The 17,287-nt window shown below is 56.2% G+C and carries 17 protein-coding genes; 4 read left to right on the top strand and 13 right to left on the bottom strand.

The features are described from left to right. The first annotated feature begins 72 nt into the window (after positions 1–72). Positions 73–816, top strand: coding sequence for a CDP-diacylglycerol diphosphatase (locus QLG09_RS15300; protein WP_025202751.1), 744 nt, complete (start codon positions 73–75; stop codon positions 814–816). 73 nt (positions 817–889) lie between these two features. Then, on the top strand, positions 890–2,194 hold the full coding sequence (locus QLG09_RS15295; protein WP_049022999.1) for an SLC13 family permease: 1,305 nt from the start codon (positions 890–892) through the stop codon (positions 2,192–2,194). A 33-nt stretch (positions 2,195–2,227) separates the two neighbouring features. Here the strand turns inward: QLG09_RS15295 and tpiA are convergent, their stop codons facing one another. Together tpiA and QLG09_RS15285 are read right to left on the bottom strand one after the other, a co-directional pair. Then, a complete protein-coding gene (tpiA, locus tag QLG09_RS15290) occupies positions 2,228–2,995 on the bottom strand; it encodes a triose-phosphate isomerase (RefSeq protein ID WP_014172206.1) in 768 nt (255 codons plus the stop codon). A 111-nt stretch (positions 2,996–3,106) separates the two neighbouring features. Then, positions 3,107–3,703, bottom strand: coding sequence for a DUF1454 family protein (locus QLG09_RS15285; protein ID WP_020883954.1), 597 nt, complete (start codon positions 3,701–3,703; stop codon positions 3,107–3,109). Positions 3,704–3,815: 112 nt separating this feature from the next. On the opposite strand from QLG09_RS15285, the gene QLG09_RS15280 reads away from it, so the two are divergent. After that, positions 3,816–4,235 carry a DUF805 domain-containing protein gene (locus tag QLG09_RS15280; protein ID WP_025202755.1) on the top strand — a complete coding sequence of 140 codons (420 nt, stop codon included), beginning with the start codon at positions 3,816–3,818 and terminating at the stop codon, positions 4,233–4,235. Here the strand turns inward: QLG09_RS15280 and fpr are convergent, their stop codons facing one another. The 4 genes from fpr to QLG09_RS15260 all read right to left on the bottom strand — a co-directional run bounded on the left by fpr (position 4,236) and on the right by QLG09_RS15260 (position 8,574). After that, positions 4,236–4,982, bottom strand: a complete 747-nt coding sequence (gene fpr, locus QLG09_RS15275; protein ID WP_014172203.1) for a ferredoxin--NADP(+) reductase — start codon at positions 4,980–4,982, stop codon at positions 4,236–4,238. It abuts the gene before it with no gap. A 96-nt stretch (positions 4,983–5,078) separates the two neighbouring features. Continuing rightward, positions 5,079–6,089: a class II fructose-bisphosphatase gene (gene glpX / locus QLG09_RS15270; RefSeq protein WP_049022998.1), complete on the bottom strand. Its 1,011-nt coding sequence runs from the start codon at positions 6,087–6,089 to the stop codon at positions 5,079–5,081. Positions 6,090–6,198: 109 nt separating this feature from the next. After that, positions 6,199–7,707 (bottom strand): glycerol kinase GlpK, encoded by a 1,509-nt coding sequence (gene glpK / locus QLG09_RS15265; RefSeq protein WP_014172201.1) that lies wholly within the window; start codon positions 7,705–7,707, stop codon positions 6,199–6,201. Between the two features lie 21 nt (positions 7,708–7,728). Continuing rightward, complete coding sequence (locus QLG09_RS15260; RefSeq protein WP_014885705.1) at positions 7,729–8,574, bottom strand: MIP/aquaporin family protein; 846 nt, start codon at positions 8,572–8,574, stop codon at positions 7,729–7,731. A gap of 398 nt (positions 8,575–8,972) precedes the next feature. Here QLG09_RS15260 and zapB point away from each other — a divergent pair, with 398 nt between their 5' ends. Beyond that, entirely contained in the window at positions 8,973–9,212 is a 240-nt protein-coding gene (gene zapB / locus QLG09_RS15255; RefSeq protein WP_008501806.1) for a septal ring assembly protein ZapB, read from the top strand. A 60-nt stretch (positions 9,213–9,272) separates the two neighbouring features. Here zapB and rraA read toward each other — a convergent pair whose 3' ends face one another. The 7 genes from rraA to priA form a co-directional block, all read right to left on the bottom strand. Beyond that, entirely contained in the window at positions 9,273–9,758 is a 486-nt protein-coding gene (gene rraA / locus QLG09_RS15250; protein WP_014172197.1) for a ribonuclease E activity regulator RraA, read from the bottom strand. Between the two features lie 92 nt (positions 9,759–9,850). Further along, positions 9,851–10,771, bottom strand: a complete 921-nt coding sequence (menA, locus tag QLG09_RS15245; protein ID WP_014172196.1) for a 1,4-dihydroxy-2-naphthoate polyprenyltransferase — start codon at positions 10,769–10,771, stop codon at positions 9,851–9,853. 68 nt (positions 10,772–10,839) lie between these two features. Continuing rightward, entirely contained in the window at positions 10,840–12,171 is a 1,332-nt protein-coding gene (gene hslU / locus QLG09_RS15240; protein WP_014172195.1) for an HslU--HslV peptidase ATPase subunit, read from the bottom strand. A gap of 9 nt (positions 12,172–12,180) precedes the next feature. Then, positions 12,181–12,711 carry an ATP-dependent protease subunit HslV gene (hslV, locus tag QLG09_RS15235; RefSeq protein WP_014172194.1) on the bottom strand — a complete coding sequence of 177 codons (531 nt, stop codon included), beginning with the start codon at positions 12,709–12,711 and terminating at the stop codon, positions 12,181–12,183. A 94-nt stretch (positions 12,712–12,805) separates the two neighbouring features. Next, positions 12,806–13,807 (bottom strand): cell division protein FtsN, encoded by a 1,002-nt coding sequence (gene ftsN, locus QLG09_RS15230; RefSeq protein ID WP_014172193.1) that lies wholly within the window; start codon positions 13,805–13,807, stop codon positions 12,806–12,808. 93 nt (positions 13,808–13,900) lie between these two features. After that, positions 13,901–14,926: a DNA-binding transcriptional regulator CytR gene (gene cytR / locus QLG09_RS15225; RefSeq protein ID WP_020883949.1), complete on the bottom strand. Its 1,026-nt coding sequence runs from the start codon at positions 14,924–14,926 to the stop codon at positions 13,901–13,903. Between the two features lie 119 nt (positions 14,927–15,045). After that, positions 15,046–17,241, bottom strand: coding sequence for a primosomal protein N' (gene priA / locus QLG09_RS15220; RefSeq protein WP_049022996.1), 2,196 nt, complete (start codon positions 17,239–17,241; stop codon positions 15,046–15,048). Between the last annotated feature and the right edge of the window lie 46 nt (positions 17,242–17,287).

The following is a 17,287-nucleotide window of genomic DNA, read 5'->3' as shown; positions in this document are numbered from 1 at the left end:
ATCCGCCGGGTTTTTTATTTGGTCATCATTTTGCGTTACTCTTTCGCCACTATCGAAAACAGGGAACGCATTGTGAAAAAAATACTATTACTGATTCTGGTTGTCATCATTCTTGCCGCGGGTGGCTGGTACTGGATGAAAGCGGGTAATCCGAATGCGTTGCGTCATATCGTTCTCGACCAGTGTCTGCCGAATCAACTCCAGCACCGTAACCCGGCCCCGTGCGCGCAGGTGAAGCCTGATGCGGGTTATGTGGTGTTTAAAGACCGCAACGGGCCGCTGCAGTATCTCCTGATGCCGACTTACCGTATCAAAGGAACCGAAAGCCCGCTGTTGACCGAGCCGAATACGCCCAACTTCTTCTGGCTGGCCTGGCAGTCACGCAACTTTATGAGCATGAAGCGCGGGGCCGAGGTGCCGGACAGCGCAATTTCGCTCACTATTAACTCCCCGACAGGCCGTACGCAGAACCATTTTCATATCCATATCTCCTGCCTGCGCCCGGACGTGCGCGAGAAGCTTAATGCCGCACAGGGGCAAATCAGTACCCAGTGGTTACCGTTCCCGGGCGGGCTGGAAGGGCATGAGTACCTCGCCCGTCGCGTGACGGAAAATGAGCTGGTACAGCGCAGTCCGTTTATGATGCTGGCTGAAGAGCTGCCGGAAGCGCGTGACCATATGGGGCGCTTCGCGCTGGCCATGGCGCAGCAGTCGGATGGATCGTTTGTCTTACTGGCGACCGAACGTAACTTGCTGACCCTGAATCGCGCATCGGCTGAGGAATTGCAGGATCATCAATGCGATATCCTGAAGTGACCTCACCATAAATAGCGTTTACTCGTCCTGCCTGTCGCCGTAGACTTGCTGAAAAAAACGACAGGAGACAGGAATGTCGCTCTGGTTAACGCATCCTCTGTTTGTGCCCTCATTGATAGTCGGCGTCACCATCGTGCTGTGGGCGACGTCGCTATTGCCGGAATTTATCACCGCGCTGCTGTTTTTCACGGCGGCGATGGCCGCCAGAATCGCCCCGGCGGAGGTGATTTTTGGTGGTTTTGCCTCGTCTGCATTCTGGTTAGTGTTTAGCGGCTTCGTGCTGGGGGTGGCAATCCGTAAAACCGGTCTGGCGGACAGGGCCGCACGGGCGCTGTCGGCAAAACTCACGGATTCGTGGGTATTGATGGTGGCAAGCGTGGTGGGGCTAAGCTACGCGCTGGCGTTTGTGATGCCGTCGAATATGGGCCGTATCGCGCTGCTGATGCCGATTGTCGCCGCCATGGCCAAAAGGGCCGCCATCCCCGACGGTTCCCGCGCGTGGTATGGCCTGGCGCTGGCCGTCGGGTTCGGAACCTTCCAGCTCTCGGCGACCATCCTGCCTGCCAACGTGCCGAATCTGGTGATGAGTGGCGCCGCGGAGGGCTCGTACGGGATCCATCTGAACTATGTCCCGTATCTGCTGCTGCATACACCCGTCCTCGGGATCCTGAAAGGGGGCATTCTGATCGGCCTGATCTGCTGGTTGTTCCCCGGCAGCCCGAAACCGGCAACCGATCTTACGCCGTCTGAACCGATGGGGCGGGATGAAAAACGTCTCGCCTGGCTGCTGGCGGTGGTGCTGGGGATGTGGGTGACAGAGAGCTGGCATGGCATTGGACCGGCGTGGACGGGCCTTGCGGCGTCGGTCATCGTCATGCTGCCACGCGTTGGGTTTATCACCGGTGAAGAGTTTTCTGCGGGAGTGAACATGCGCACCTGCATTTACGTGGCGGGGATTCTCGGGCTGGCGATTGTAGTGACCCAAACGGGTATCGGTTCCGCGGTGGGGGAGGCGTTATTGCGGATTATGCCGCTTGATGCCAGCAGACCGTTCACCAGCTTCCTGGCGCTTACCGGTATTACCACGGCGCTCAACTTCATTATGACCGCGAACGGTGTACCGGCGTTGTACACCACGCTGGCACAGAGTTTTTCGGACGCCACCGGTTTCCCGCTGTTGTCGGTGATCATGATTCAGGTACTGGGGTATTCCACGCCGCTGCTGCCGTATCAGGCGTCGCCGATTGTGGTGGCAATGGGTTTAGGGAAGGTGCCTGCAAAGGCGGGGATATTGCTCTGTCTGGCGCTGGCGATTGCAACGTATCTGGTGCTGCTGCCGCTGGATTATCTGTGGTTTAGCGTGCTGGGGAAAGTGTAATTTCCCTCCCCGGTGGGGGAGGGAAGTCGGTTTTTACGCCTGTTTAGCCGCTTCTGCTGCTTTAACGATCACCGCGAAAGCGTCAGCTTTCAGGGATGCACCGCCAACCAGCGCGCCATCGATGTCTGGCTGGGTGAACAGCTCAGCAGCGTTGGATGCGTTAACGGAACCGCCGTACTGAATAATTACCTGCTCAGCCACTTTCGCGTCCGCTTTAGCAATGTGGTCACGGATAAATTTGTGAACCGCCTGTGCCTGCGCAGGGGTCGCTGATTTGCCGGTACCGATCGCCCAGACGGGTTCGTACGCGATAACCGCGCCTTCGAATGCTGCAGCACCCTGCGTTTTCAGCACGGCGTCGATCTGACGAGCACACACTTCTTCCGTTTTGCCTGCTTCGTTTTCGGCTTCGGTTTCACCGATGCACAGAACCGGGATCAGACCCTGCTCTTTCAGCACCGCGAATTTCTTCGCGATAAATTCGTCGGATTCTTTGTGGTAAGTGCGACGCTCAGAGTGGCCGATGATGATGTATTTCGCGCCGATATCTTTCAGCATTTCAGCAGAGGTTTCACCGGTGAATGCGCCTGACAGGTTAACGTCAACGTTCTGTGCGCCCAGAATGATGTGGCTGCCGTCAGCGGCATGTTTAGCCAGATCCAGGTACATATCCGGCGGAGCGATAGCAACCGCGCAGCCCGTCACGCCCGCCAGCTCTTTACGCAGGTTCGCAACCAGTTCGTTTACCATGTGGCGGCTGCCGTTCAGTTTCCAGTTACCCATCACTAAAGGATGTCGCATTTCAATTCTCCACGCTAAATTAGCGAATTAAGGAATATGGCCGCCCTGTCGGGCAGCATGGTCTGTGAATCAGTATAGAGATTTTCCCTCGAAAGGCTTTGCTTTTTGTCATTAATTCGCCCCTCCGAGTGTGTCTGATAGTGCCAGCTTAATCGGTTCAACAGCGAAGGTCAGTCCTTTTTCGCCGTTATCTGCCACCACATAGCGTATGGCCCCTTCGGTATCGGCGTAGTAACGCTTATTTTTACCGGCAGTGAGGAGTTTTTGCAGCTTTTGCTGGCTTTGCTTTTTGGTCAGCGCGGGCGTAAAAGCCTGCAGTATCGCGCTCATGTACTCGAGCGCTTTTGCCTTAGCGGCTTTCTGCTCTGGCCCCTGAATCGGCAGCCAGGTTATCTGCATGCTTTTGATTTTTAGCGTGCCGCGCTCCAGCGCAGTGGAGGCATATAAATTCTCGTTAATCTTGCTCGCAGCCCGGGTCAGGGTTGGCGTATCCCGGGAGCTGTCAATGGCGCGGAATTCATCCAGCGGTAGCGTGGGGTTGGTTTTATTGAAGGTTTCACGAAACTGGCTGATTGACTGATCGAACGAGGGCGCACCTGCCAGCAGATAGGGGGCTGTCGTCGGGGCAGTGGTTTCGGCGGCGTGCAGGGGGACACCCGCGATGAGCATCGCTAAACACAGGAAAAGAGAACGTGCCGAACTTTTCATCAACATTGCCCCTGGCCGTAAGTGTTCATGATTAAATCGATATCTGGTCGGCTTGTCAAAAGGTCACAACTCCAGGGTAAAATGCGCGCTATATGATAATAAGGAACCTTACATGACCATACAGCAGTGGTTGTTTTCATTCAAAGGGCGTATTGGACGCCGTGACTTCTGGATCTGGATGGCGACGTGGATCGTTGCCATGCTGCTTCTGTTTTTCGTGGCCTTCAACGCATGGCTCAGCACACAAACGGCGGCGTTTGCGCTGGTCTGTTTACTGTGGCCAACCGCGGCCGTGGTGGTGAAACGTCTGCACGATCGCGGCCGTTCCGGCGCGTGGGCTTTTCTGATTATTCTGGCGTGGATGCTGGTGGCCGGGAACTGGTCGATACTTCCGTCCATCCTTCCCTGGGTGGTGGGCAGACTGCTACCAACCATTATTTTTGTCATGATGGTGGTCGATCTGGGCGCGTTTATCGGCACCCAGAGCGAAAACAAATACGGCAAAGACACCCTTGAGGTGAAATACCGCTGATCACCAGTAGTGTTCGGCAGTCATATGGCCCGGCCGGCGGCGAAGATGTTTCGTCATCTGCCGGGTATCCTTCAGAAGCTGCTGCGTGTCGCGAACCATCTGCGGGTTGCCACACAGCATGACGTGGCTGGTTTCAGCGCTCATCGGCAAGCCAATTGCGTCTTCCAGTGCACCACTCTCAATCAATGCCGGCACGCGGCCCGTCAGTGAACCTGCTGCGGTTTCGCGGCTGACCACGGTCTGAATTTTCAGTTTCCCGCCGTACTGCTTTTCCAGCGCCTGCATCTGCGGAAGATAGCTCAAGTCTGCGGCATAGCGCGCGGCGTGAACCAGCACGATGTTTTTAAAGCGCTCAAGGTCTTTGCCGTACTGCAAAATAGAGAGATAGGGGCCAATGGCCGTGCCGGTTGCCAGCATCCAGAGGGTGTCGCAGTCCGGGATTTCGTCCAGTACGAAGAAACCGGCCGCTTCACTGACAATTTGCACATCGTCACCGGGCTTAAGCGCGGCAAGGCGTGGGCTGAGTTTGCCGTCCGGGACGGTGACCAGATAGAACTCGAGATCCGGGTTATCGGGGGCATTAACGTAGGAATAGGCGCGCTGCACGCGCTCGCCGTCAACATCCAGCCCCAGCTTCGCAAATTGCCCGGCCGTAAACGGATGGACGGGAGCATGCAGGGTGAGACTAAATAGCGCATCGGTCCAGAACTGTATCTTTGTGACTTTACCTGTTACCCAGTCCGCCATGATCTTCTCCTGTGCTTTTTCTCTGTTCTATCTTCCGGACTTGTGGTGAAGATTTCCAGCCCATTTGGGCCGGAAAGCTCTATCGATCAAACGGTTTTACAGAATGTGCGCCTGCACGTCAGGGTCTTTACGATCCAGATAGTGAACAGACTGAATGCGGCGAATGGTGCGCGATTTACCGCGGATCAGCAGGGTTTCGGTGGTGGCCATATTGCCCTTACGGGTGATGCCATCCAGCAGGTCACCTTTGGTGATGCCGGTTGCGGAGAAGACAACGTTGTCGCTGCGCGCCATGTCATCCAGCGCAAGCACCTTGTTGGCTTCAATACCCATCGCTTCGCAGCGTGCCAGCTCTTCTTCCCCAATACGGCGATTCTCTTCGCTGTCGCCTTTGACTTCGTGACGGGGCAACAGACGGGCCTGCATGTCGCCATCCAGAGCGCGGATCACCGCGGCGGAGACCACACCTTCCGGCGCGCCGCCAATGCCGTAAAGCACATCCACTTCGCTGTCTGGCATGCAGGTCAGGATAGACGCTGCCACGTCGCCATCCGGGATGGCAAAGACGCGAACACCGAGCTGTTGCATCTGGGCAATGGTGGCATCGTGGCGCGGTTTCGCCAGAATGGTCACGGTGAGCGCGCTAAGCGGTTTTTCCAGCACCCTGGCAACGTTACGCAGATTCTCTTCCAGCGGCAGGCTCAGGTCGATAGCCCCTTTGGCACCGGGGCCGACAATCAGCTTTTCCATGTACATATCCGGTGCGTTGAGGAAACAGCCTTTGTCCCCTACCGCCAGCACGGCCAGCGCGTTGGCCTGGCCCATTGCCGTCATGCGGGTACCCTCAATCGGGTCGACGGCGATATCCACGGCATCACCTTTGCCGGTGCCCACTTTCTCACCGATATAGAGCATTGGCGCTTCGTCGATCTCGCCTTCGCCAATGACGATGGTGCCATCGATATTGACCTGGTTAAGCACAATGCGCATGGCATGGACAGCCGCACCGTCTGCGGTATTTTTGTCGCCACGGCCGAGCCATTTATAGCCCGCCAGTGCGGCAGCTTCGGTGACGCGGGAAAATTCGATAGCCAGTTCACGTTTCATGAGGTACTCGTGCAATCAAAAGGAATTGCACGAAGTTTATCACAGAGTGGGAGTGGGTGCGGTCGGTCCCCTCTCCCCGGCGGGGAGAGGGGAAGGGTGAGGGGAGAAATTACTGCTCGTGCTCTTCCCACGCCAGGGCGCGTTTCACCGCTTTCTTCCAGCCGCTGTAGCGATAGTTACGCTCAGTGGTTTCGATGCCAGGGCGGAATTCGCGTTCGATAACCGCTTTTTCCTGCAGTTCATCCAGATTCTGCCAGAAGCCGACAGCCAGACCTGCAAGGTACGCCGCACCCAGCGCGGTGACTTCACGTACTTCCGGGCGCTCTACGCGGGTGCCCAGAATGTCGGACTGGAACTGCATCAGGAAGTTGTTGGCAACGGCGCCGCCGTCCACGCGCAGGGCGTGCAGACGAATGCCGGAGTCAGCCTGCATTGCTTCCAGTACGTCGCGCGTCTGATAAGCGATGGATTCCAGCGTCGCGCGGATAATGTGGTTCGAGTTTACCCCACGGGTCAGCCCGAAAATCGCGCCGCGTGCATACGGGTCCCAGTAGGGGGCGCCCAGACCGGTAAAGGCCGGAACCACATACACGCCGTTGGTGTCCTTCACTTTGGTTGCGAAATATTCGGAGTCAAACGCATCGCTGATGAGTTTCATCTCGTCACGCAGCCACTGAATAGACGCACCTGCCATGAACACCGCACCTTCCAGCGCATAGTTCACTTCACCGCGTGGGCCGCAGGCGATGGTGGTCAGCAAGCCGTTTTCTGATTTCACCGCTTTCTCACCGGTGTTCATCAGCATAAAGCAGCCGGTACCGTAGGTATTTTTCGCCATCCCTTCCTTAACGCACAGCTGGCCAAACAGCGCCGCCTGCTGGTCACCGGCAATACCGGCAATCGGAATACGCGTGCCGCCTTTGCCGCCGATATTGGTCTGACCGTAAACTTCAGAAGATTTGCGGACTTCTGGCAACATCGCGCGCGGGATATCCAGCGCGTCCAGCATCTTGTCATCCCACTCCAGGGTATTGATGTTGAACAGCATGGTGCGCGAGGCGTTGGTGTAATCAGTGACGTGGACACGCCCCTGGGTCATCTTCCAGATAAGCCAGGTGTCGACGGTACCGAACAGCAGCTCACCGCGTTTTGCACGTTCACGTGAACCCTCAACGTGGTCGAGGATCCATTTCACTTTGGTACCGGAGAAATACGGGTCAACGACCAGACCGGTTGCGCTACGTACATAGTCTTCCATACCGTCGCGCTTCAGCTGTTCGCAGATTTCTGACGTACGGCGGCACTGCCAGACGATGGCATTGTAAATAGGCTTACCGGTTTCGCGCTCCCAGACGATAGTGGTTTCACGCTGGTTGGTAATACCGATAGCGGCAATCTCGTCGGAACTGATATCGGCTTTCGCCAGCACTTCTACCAAAGTGGAGCTTTGTGAAGCCCAGATCTCCATAGGATCGTGTTCGACCCAGCCTGGGCGAGGATAGATTTGCTCAAATTCGCGCTGTGACACGCTGACGATATTCGCGTCATGATCCATTACGACAGCGCGGGAGCTGGTAGTGCCCTGGTCGAGCGCAACGATATATTTTTTTTCGGTCATGGTATGTGTCCCGTAGTCAGATTACAGCGAAGCTTTTTGTTGTGCGGTAGAAGTCGTTTCCTTCTCCTCTTCCACACAGGTGTCGCACGGTAAATGGCGACCAATTAATTTGCGGTAGCTAAATGCACCCAGCGCAGCCCCGACAACCGGTGCAAACAGCGGTACCAGGAAGTAAGGGATATCTTTACCGCCGGTGAAGGCCACGTCGCCCCATCCTGCGATAAAGGCAAAAGCTTTAGGTCCGATATCACGCGCCGGGTTCATCGCAAACCCGGTCAGCGGGCCCATGGATGCACCGATCACCGCAATCAGCAGGCCAATCAGCAGCGGTGCTAGCGGGCCGCGCGGAATGCCGTTTCCGTCGTCGGTCAGCGCCAGGATAACGCCCATCAGAATAGCGGTAATCACCATTTCAACTGCGAACGCCTGCACAAAATTGATATGCGGGTTGGGATAGGTTGAGAAGATGCCTGCCAGATCCAGACTTTCGACACTGCCACGCACCATATGATGTGTCTGTTCGAAGTCGATGAAAAGATTGTAATAAAGCCCGTAAACTAACGCCGCTGCGCAAAACGCGCCGGCAAACTGAGAAAGGATGAAGGGAACAACTTTGCGTCCGTCGAAGCACGCGAACAGCCACAGCGCGATGGTCACCGCCGGGTTAAGATGTGCGCCGGAAACCCCTGCGGTCAGGTAGATGGCCATCGCCACGCCCAGACCCCAGATAATACTGATTTCCCACTGACCGAAACTGGCACCCGCCACTTTCAGTGCAGCAACACAGCCCACTCCGAAGAATATCAACAACCCGGTACCAAGGAACTCGGCAATGCACTGGCCTTTTAAGGTTGATGTCTGACTCATAATCGGAATCCTGAAGAAATTGATGTTTATTGTTAGCATGACCGCCCGTGACAGCCACGATGCCCTGTAGACATAGTGTTAATTTATCGTTAACGAGCAAAAACGAGAAATATCGAAATCAAAATGTGTGGTCTGCGTCAATAAAATGAGCGTTTTCGCGCCATAAAGCGCATTTTTACACCAATAGCAAAATGTGAGCTGAATCATTTCATTAACGAATGAGTTAACAATTTAGGGGTATATGCCGCGAACGCACCAGGACGAGGCCGAAAAGTGTTGCAAACCACGATCTGCGCGGTCTGCCGCTGGACAGGGGCGACGGGGCTTCATACAATCGGCATATCTGTTGTGCGCGTTTACGTTAAAGCGTCGCCTTGCAATTCAGGAGAGGTAGGATCATGTCTTTAGAAGTGTTTGAGAAACTGGAATCGAAAGTACAGCAGGCGATTGACACCATCACGCTGCTGCAGATGGAAATTGAAGAGCTGAAAGAGAAGAACAACAGCCTGGCGCAGGAAGTTCAGAACGCCCAGCACAGCCGTGAAGAACTGGAGCGCGAAAACAACCAGCTGCGTGAACAGCAGAATGGCTGGCAGGATCGTCTGCAGGCGCTGCTGGGGCGTATGGAAGAAGTGTAATTTCTTTCGGGAAATGCAGAACAGGCCGGGTAAGGCGTCGCCGCCACCCGGCTTTTTTTATTACTCGATATCCAGCGGATCTTCGGAAAGGATAATCCCGGTGTTATCGGCATAGAGATGGTCACCGGAGAAGAAGGTCACGCCGCCGAAATTGACGCGCACGTCGCTTTCGCCGATACCTTCACCCGCAGCACCCACCGGAATGGCCGCGATAGCCTGAATGCCAATGTCCAGGTCTTCGAGATCGTCCACCTGGCGCACTGAGCCATACACCACAATGCCTTCCCACTCGTTCTGTACGGCAAGACGGGCGAGCTCAGCATCAATGAGGGCACGGCGTACGGAGCCCCCGCCATCAACCAGCAGAACGCGGCCACGGCCGTTCTGTTCGAGCAGATCATAGAGCAACCCGTTATCCTCGAAACATTTCACCGTGACGATTTGTCCGCCAAACGACGACCGCCCACCAAAGTTGGAGAACAGCGGTTCAACGACGTTGACATCTTCCTGGTAGATGTCACAAAGCTCGGAGGTATCGTATTTCATAGGTTTAACGCTCAGTTGCTGCGAATGTGTTCAGTATATCGTGCTAAATGCGTTGTTGGCAAAATCATCAATTGTTAATTGATATTTGTCAGTTAACCCAGCGTCTGACTTAAGACAATCCCGATGACGAACAACAGGTTAGTCAGCAGTGCCCCTTTTACCGTACGCTCCAGCATTGGCGGCATGGCCGCAGGGCTGAGTTCACGCATGACGAATCGCGCCTGCTTAATCAGCAGCGGTGCGGCGAGTACAAACAGCCAGCCCCATATGCTGTGCAGCGAGATAACGTTAAACAGCGCCAGGCACAGCAGAGCGCCCAGCAGCAGACACGCATGATAACGGCGTGCATTAACGGGCCCCAGACGCACGGCCAGCGTGTTTTTGCCGTTCTCACGGTCGCTGTCGATATCGCGCAGGTTGTTGATGTTAAGCACCGCCGTCGCCAGCATGCCGCAGGCGGTTGCCGGCAGGAACAGGGCCGGGATCAGGGTATGTGCCTGTAAGTACCCGCTCCCCATCACGCTCAGCCAGCCGAAGAACACCAGCACGGAGATATCACCCAGCCCAATATACCCATAAGGGCGGGTACCGACGGTATAGGTAATGGCGGCAATAATGGCGAGCAGACCCAGTACCAGGAACCCAATGAAATCGCTGGGGGTTTTAGACGCGACCGTTACCAGCGCCAGGCCGGAAAGACAAATCAGCGCCACGGTAATGATCAGCGCGCGTTTCATCTGTGCCTGGGTAATGACCCCTTTCTGCATACCGCGCAGTGGCCCGATACGGTCGGGTTTGTCGCTGCCTTTAACCGCATCGCCATAGTCGTTGGCGAGATTGGAGAGAATTTGCAGCAGACCGGCGGTAATCAGTGCCAGCCCGGCAACCAGCGGATCGAAATAGCCTTGCCACCAGGCAAGCGCCGTACCGACGATAATGGCGGCAAAGGCCAGAGGAAGAGTTTTAGGGCGCAGACTTTCGAGCCACGCCTGAGTACGGCTGATGTCAGTCATAGTAATTTAGCCAATAAAAATGGGGGCTTTAGCCCCCATTAAACGTGATGAGAATGCAGTAACCGCGATTATAGGATAAAACGGCTCAGATCTTCATCTGCCACTAACGCATCCAGGTGTTTACCCACATATTCTGCGTCAATGGTAATGCTTTGACCGTTCAGGTCGCTCGCATCATAAGAGATATCTTCCATCAGGCGCTCCAGCACGGTGTGCAGACGACGGGCACCGATGTTCTCGGTGGTTTCGTTGACCTGCCAGGCGGCCTGGGCGATGCGTTTGATACCGTCTTCAGTGAACTCGATGTTCACACCTTCGGTTGCCATCAGCGCTTTGTACTGTACGGTCACAGAGGCATTTGGCTCGGTCAGGATGCGTTCGAAATCTTCAGTGGTCAGCGCCTGCAGCTCCACGCGAATTGGCAGACGACCCTGCAGCTCCGGGATCAGGTCAGACGGTTTCGCCACCTGGAATGCGCCAGAGGCAATAAACAGGATGTGGTCCGTTTTGACCATACCGTGTTTGGTGGAGACGGTGCAGCCTTCAACCAGCGGCAGCAGGTCGCGCTGAACGCCTTCACGGGAGACATCCGGGCCTGAGGATTCGCCACGCTTACAGATTTTGTCGATTTCGTCGATAAACACGATACCGTGCTGCTCAACCGCGTCGATAGCATCCTGCTTCAGCTCTTCCGGGTTCACCAGTTTCGCCGCTTCTTCTTCGATCAGCAGCTTCATGGCGTCTTTGATTTTCAGCTTACGCGCTTTCTGCTTCTGGCCGCCCAGGTTCTGGAACATAGACTGCAGCTGGCTGGTCATCTCTTCCATGCCGGGCGGTGCCATGATTTCCACACCCATAGGGGCAGCAGCAAGATCGATCTCAATCTCTTTGTCGTCCAGCTCGCCTTCACGCAGTTTTTTGCGGAACGCCTGACGCGCCGCTGACGGCTCAGCCTGCTGTTCAGCCTGGCCCCAGTTGTTTTTCGCCGGTGGGATCAGGACGTCAAGAATGCGCTCTTCCGCCATCTCTTCGGCGCGGTAGCGGTTTTTCTCAATCGCCTGGACGCGCACCATTTTGATCGCCGAGTCGGTCAGATCGCGAATGATGGAGTCCACTTCTTTACCCACATAGCCCACTTCGGTGAACTTGGTGGCTTCGACTTTGATGAACGGGGCGTTAGCCAGTTTCGCCAGACGACGGGCGATTTCGGTTTTACCGACACCGGTCGGGCCGATCATCAGAATGTTTTTTGGCGTCACTTCATGGCGCAGCTCTTCTTCGAGCTGCATGCGGCGCCAGCGGTTACGCAGGGCAATAGCCACGGAACGCTTGGCGTTGTCCTGGCCGATAATATGTTTGTCCAGTTCGCTGACAATTTCGCGTGGGGTCATTTCAGACATGGGAGATCCTTACGCTTTAGACGGTAATTCTTCGATGGTGTGGTTGTGGTTGGTATAGATGCAGATATCACCTGCAATATCCAACGCCTTCACCGCGATATCGCGCGCGTTCATGTCGGTATTTTCCAACAGCGCACGGGCTGCAGCCTGGGCGTACGGGCCACCAGAGCCAATAGCAATCAGGTCGTTTTCAGGCTGAATGACGTCACCGTTACCGGTGATGATAAGCGAAGCGGTTTCATCGGCCACCGCCAGCAGCGCTTCAAGTTTGCGCAGCATGCGATCGGTACGCCAGTCTTTCGCCAGCTCAACGGCGGCTTTCACCAGGTGACCCTGGTGCATTTCCAGTTTGCGTTCAAACAGTTCGAACAGCGTGAAGGCGTCAGCCGTACCGCCTGCAAAACCGGCGATCACTTTGTCGTTGTATAAACGACGAACTTTCTTCACGTTGCCTTTCATTACGGTATTACCCAGCGTGGCCTGGCCATCACCGGCGATTACCACGTGGCCGTTACGGCGTACACTTACTATTGTTGTCACGAGCAGACCCCCTGGTTACAGAATCGGGAAACAGAAGCCCTGAGCCTGTGCTCAGGGCTGAATAGAATGATAGATGGGGGGGAATTTGGGGGTTTCAACCCCCGGTAGCGAGTCGAATGCAGTTTGTGTGTCCCGCCACTTTCAAACGGGAAATGGTTCCGTCGGCATTTTCTTTGCCTTTGACCGGGCCAATCACCACGCGATTCCAGCCGTTATTGGTGGTAATGCGTGAATCAAACCCTTCAAAAGCCAGCTGTGCGCGCACCGTTTCCGCCTGCTCAGCACCTTTGAATGAACCACATTGCACCATCCAGCGGCGTTCGTCTTTTTTCTCAGCAGTCTGTTTCGGCGCATCGGTCTCTTTGGTTACCGGTGCGGCCTGCTGCGTTTTCGGCTGCTGCGCAGTGGTATGCGCCGGCGTCTGCAGCAGATCCTGATACGGCTGAGCCGCCTGTTTCTGCGGCTGGGCCTTCGGCGGTTGCTGCACTGGCTGGGACTGCGCCGTTCGCGTTTGCTGCTGATACGGCTGTTCCGTCACCCGCGGCTGCGTTTTAGGCTGCTGCACTGGCTGGGTTTGCGCCCACTGCTGTTGTTGCTGCTGTTGCTGTTGGAGCTGCTGCTGTGCCTGACGACGCTGCAGCGTTTGCTGACGCTGTTCCGGCGTCTGCTCGTTCCACGGTACTTCGTTCAGCTGCGTAGGCTGCTGGCGCATATCGGCCTGCATTTGTGCCAGCAACTGACGCTGTTCATCCGTCAACTGGCTGGCATTTTGCACTTCACCACCCGCTGAAGGTTCGGTCGGCGCACGTACGCCAGGCTGACGGCTTTCCAGCTCTTTGATATAGCGCCAGCGCTCTTCAGGCTTCGGCGGAAGGCCGTTTCCGGCAACCTTGCTGGCCTGAAGCGCCTCGGACTCTTCTTTTTTATGGTGCGTGATAAAGTACAGACCACCAATAAAGGCCACGACTACAGCCGCAGCAATAGCGACCATCGCTGGCGAGACAGCAGGCAGGTTACGTTGCTTTTTCCTTGAGCTACTCTTTTTGCGTCGCGAAGGTGCCGGCTGGCCGCGACGTACATAATCTCGTTGTGCCACTATCGTTTCGCTGTATTTATTCGTTCGTCAGCCCGCCATGTTACTTAAGCGGCGGGGCTTTGACCAGATAAGGGTGTCTGAAAGACATTTACTTTAAGTCAATGCCTGGGTAGAACCGCGCACAATCAATTCACAGTCCAGCAACCGCGAGCCGCTGTTAACTGTTTGACCATGCAGCTGATCCAGCAGAAGAAGCATCGCTTCACGCCCAATATCATAGCGCGGCTGCGCCACGGTCGAGAGTGGAGGATCGCAAAATTCTGACAGCGAAATATTATCGAATCCGATGATCGACAAATCTTTCGGTATGCGCAGGCCGCGGCGCTTCGCATACGATAATGCCCCCAGTGCCATCACATCGCTGTGACAGAACACCGCGGTCGGCGGCTCGGGCAGATCCAGCAGCTTCTCCAGCGCCTGTCCACCAGCTTCAAAGGTGAAATCCCCGCGAGCAATGTAGTGCGGGTCGACGGTGACGCCGGTACGGCGCAGCGCCTGAACGTAGCCCTGCAGGCGGTAGTGGCACAATGGCATCTCTTCCGGCCCGGCAATGCAGCCAATACGCTTGTGCCCCAGCTCCTGAAGATAGTTGACGGCGTTGAACGCGGCGGTCAGGTTATCAATATGTACCGTCGGCAGCTCCAGCTCGGGTGCAAACTCGTTGGCCATCACCATCGGCGGTAAATTGCGCTGCTCTTCAATGCTGGCATCAAACGGCAGGCGAGACCCAAGCAGCAACATGCCGTCGATCTGCTTGGTGATAATGAGGTCGATAAAGGTTTTTTCCTGCTGGTTCTGGTGAGCACAGTCGCCAATCAGCACCAGATAACCTTGTTCTGCCGCCGTCACTTCGATACCGCGAATAATCTCGCTGAAGAAGGGATCGCAGATGTCCGGCACAATCACCAGGATGGTGCGCGACTCATTGCGTTTAACGTTTCGTCCCATCGCCTGCGGGAAATAGCCCACTTCCAGCGCAGCCTGCTCTACCCGGTTACGGGTCGCCTGGGAGACTTTATCCGGGTTCATTAATGCGCGGGACACGGTTGCCGTAGAGACTTGTGCTTTCTGGGCAACGTCTTTCATGGTCGCCGTGGCAACCTCTTTCCTGGACTTCAACGTCTTCTCCTCGCCTGAACACCGAACTTCTGACGCCACCATTTTTACAGATAGTTAATGGAATCGGTTACAGAATTTTCATAAAAAGTGTGAGGAGCGTTAAATTTTTCGATCCGTCTTCAGCCTTCGATAGGATCAACGTCCAGCACCCACTTCACTTTGCGCGCTTCCGGTAGGGTATTGATCAGTACCAGCGCGCCGCTGACGATATGTTGCAGGCGGATGCGCGAAGGGTGCTGGAGCAAAATCTGCCAGCGAAAACGTCCACCACGCTTTGGTGCCAGCGCCGGCACCGGCCCCAGTATCCACAGCGAGTTATCCACCAGCGGACTGGCCTGCAGGAGGTTTCTCAGCTGCTGCAGGAAAAGCGGTGCCTGCTGGTTGTTGTGATCTTCTGCGCGAATGATGACGTGGCTGGTCCACGGCGGAAGCTGCATCGTCTGGCGTTCTGCCAGCGCCTGCTCCGCAAACGCGTCATAGCCTTTATGCAGCAGGGTTTGCAGTAACGGATGTTCAGGATGGTGGGTCTGTAAAACCACCTCACCCTGTTTGCCTGCGCGACCGGCACGTCCGGCAACCTGGGTATAAAGCTGGGCAAAACGTTCTGCTGAGCGGAAATCGGCCGAAAACAGCGCGCCGTCTACGTCCAGCAGGGCGACCAGCGTTACGTCCGGGAAGTGGTGCCCTTTGGCCAGCATCTGCGTGCCAATCAGAATGCGTGCGCCACCGCGATGCACTTCCGCCAGCTGCTGTTCCAGCGCCCCTTTGCGGCTGGTGGTGTCACGGTCGATGCGGGAAAGAGGAACGTCAGGGAAGAAAGGCTTAAGGGCCTCTTCCAGTTGCTCCGTCCCCAGGCCGACCGGCACGATATGCGTTGAGCCACATGACGGACACTGGCGTGGTACCGGCCGCTGGCTGTCGCAGTGGTGGCAGCGCAAATGGCGCTGGGCCTGATGGAACGTGTAGTAGTGGTCGCAGCGCGGGCATTCGGCAATCCAGCCGCAGTCGTGACACAACAGCGCCGGGGCAAACCCGCGGCGGTTAAGGAATAAAATGACCTGATTACCGGCCTGCAAATGCTGGCGCATCCGGGTGATAAGCGCAGGCGCTAACCCCGCCTGCACCTGCTGGCCTTTTAGATCCAGCACATGCTGAATGGCAGGGCGCGCGTTCCCTGCGCGCCGCGTCAGGCGCAGCATGTGGTATTTACGCTGGCGAACGTTATGCAGCGTTTCGAGGGCGGGCGTCGCGGAGCCAAGAATAATCGGGATTTGCTCGCTGTGGGCGCGATAAACGGCCAGATCGCGGGCGTGATAGCGCCAGCCTTCCTGTTGCTTATAGGAGCTGTCATGCTCTTCATCGATGACGATAACGCCGAGGTTTTTAAACGGCGTAAACAGCGAGGACCGGGTGCCAATCACAATCGCCGCTTCGCCGTTTTTGGCTTTCAGCCAGGCGCTGAGGCGCTCGCTGTCGTTCAGGCCCGAATGTAACACTTCAACCGGCGCATTAAACCGCTCGCGAAAACGGGCGATGGTTTGTGGCGTGAGGCCGATTTCCGGAACCATCACCAGCGCCTGTTTACCCTGCGCAAGCACGTTTTCCAGTACGCTGAGATACACTTCTGTTTTGCCGGAGCCGGTAACCCCTGCCAGTAGCCAGGCGGAGAAATGATCGGAGGCGCTGTGAATGGCCCCTACGGCGGTGGCCTGCTCGGTGTTGAGTCGCAGACGATCCCCTGAAACGGAGAAACTGTCCCGCCAGTCATAAAGGGCAGGCGCCTCGCTTGCCAGTTCGCTCAGCCCTTTTTTGCGCAGGGCCTGCAGCGCCGTTTCACTCACCTCAAGCTCGTCAACCTGATGTCGCCAGATTTTCCCCTGACGCAGGGCCGCCAGCGCCTGCTGCTGTTTCTGCGAGCGTTTCAGGCTATTGATATCGACCGCCTGACCCTCCTCAGTGGCAAACCAGTACCAGAGGGGAGCGTGGCTGGCACTTTTACCCTGACGAAGCATAATAGGCAGGGCGTGGAACAGGACATCGCCGATAGGGTGATGGTAGTAATCTGCCGCCCACAGCAGGAGCCGCCAGATGCTGGTGGAGAAAACGGGCTCGCTGTCCAGTACCTCTGCGACGGCTTTCAGCTCATTGAGCGGCAATTCGCTCTTATCGCTTACCGACACAACAATCCCAATGCGCTGCTGTTTGCCAAATGGCACGGTCACGCGACAGCCCGCTTTGGCGCTCATGCTGTCAGGCAGCAGATAGTCAAAGGTGCGGGGAAGCGGAACGGGCAGGGCAACGTGAGCGACGGGCATCGAATCTTCCTGACTTGAAAAGTGGCGCGTTAGTATACACATTAGT

Origin of the sequence: Enterobacter sp. V89_11 (genome assembly GCF_029967775.1) — a bacterium.
Taxonomy (GTDB): domain Bacteria; phylum Pseudomonadota; class Gammaproteobacteria; order Enterobacterales; family Enterobacteriaceae; genus Enterobacter; species Enterobacter ludwigii.
The sequence above is the reverse complement of the archived record's forward strand: the minus strand, read 5'-3'. Positions and strand labels throughout refer to the sequence as shown.

Excerpts from the sequence above, each read along its gene's own strand:
- QLG09_RS15295 (WP_049022999.1), top strand. The coding sequence starts at position 890 with ATGTCGCTCTGGTTAACGCATCCTCTGTTTGTGCCCTCATTGATAGTC.
- fpr (WP_014172203.1), bottom strand. The coding sequence starts at position 4,982 with ATGGCGGACTGGGTAACAGGTAAAGTCACAAAGATACAGTTCTGGACC.
- priA (WP_049022996.1), bottom strand. The coding sequence starts at position 17,241 with ATGCCCGTCGCTCACGTTGCCCTGCCCGTTCCGCTTCCCCGCACCTTT.
- zapB (WP_008501806.1), top strand. The coding sequence starts at position 8,973 with ATGTCTTTAGAAGTGTTTGAGAAACTGGAATCGAAAGTACAGCAGGCG.
- QLG09_RS15260 (WP_014885705.1), bottom strand. The coding sequence starts at position 8,574 with ATGAGTCAGACATCAACCTTAAAAGGCCAGTGCATTGCCGAGTTCCTT.
- hslU (WP_014172195.1), bottom strand. The coding sequence starts at position 12,171 with ATGTCTGAAATGACCCCACGCGAAATTGTCAGCGAACTGGACAAACAT.
- QLG09_RS15280 (WP_025202755.1), top strand. The coding sequence starts at position 3,816 with ATGACCATACAGCAGTGGTTGTTTTCATTCAAAGGGCGTATTGGACGC.
- menA (WP_014172196.1), bottom strand. The coding sequence starts at position 10,771 with ATGACTGACATCAGCCGTACTCAGGCGTGGCTCGAAAGTCTGCGCCCT.
- rraA (WP_014172197.1), bottom strand. The coding sequence starts at position 9,758 with ATGAAATACGATACCTCCGAGCTTTGTGACATCTACCAGGAAGATGTC.
- glpK (WP_014172201.1), bottom strand. The coding sequence starts at position 7,707 with ATGACCGAAAAAAAATATATCGTTGCGCTCGACCAGGGCACTACCAGC.
- QLG09_RS15285 (WP_020883954.1), bottom strand. The coding sequence starts at position 3,703 with ATGAAAAGTTCGGCACGTTCTCTTTTCCTGTGTTTAGCGATGCTCATC.
- tpiA (WP_014172206.1), bottom strand. The coding sequence starts at position 2,995 with ATGCGACATCCTTTAGTGATGGGTAACTGGAAACTGAACGGCAGCCGC.
- glpX (WP_049022998.1), bottom strand. The coding sequence starts at position 6,089 with ATGAAACGTGAACTGGCTATCGAATTTTCCCGCGTCACCGAAGCTGCC.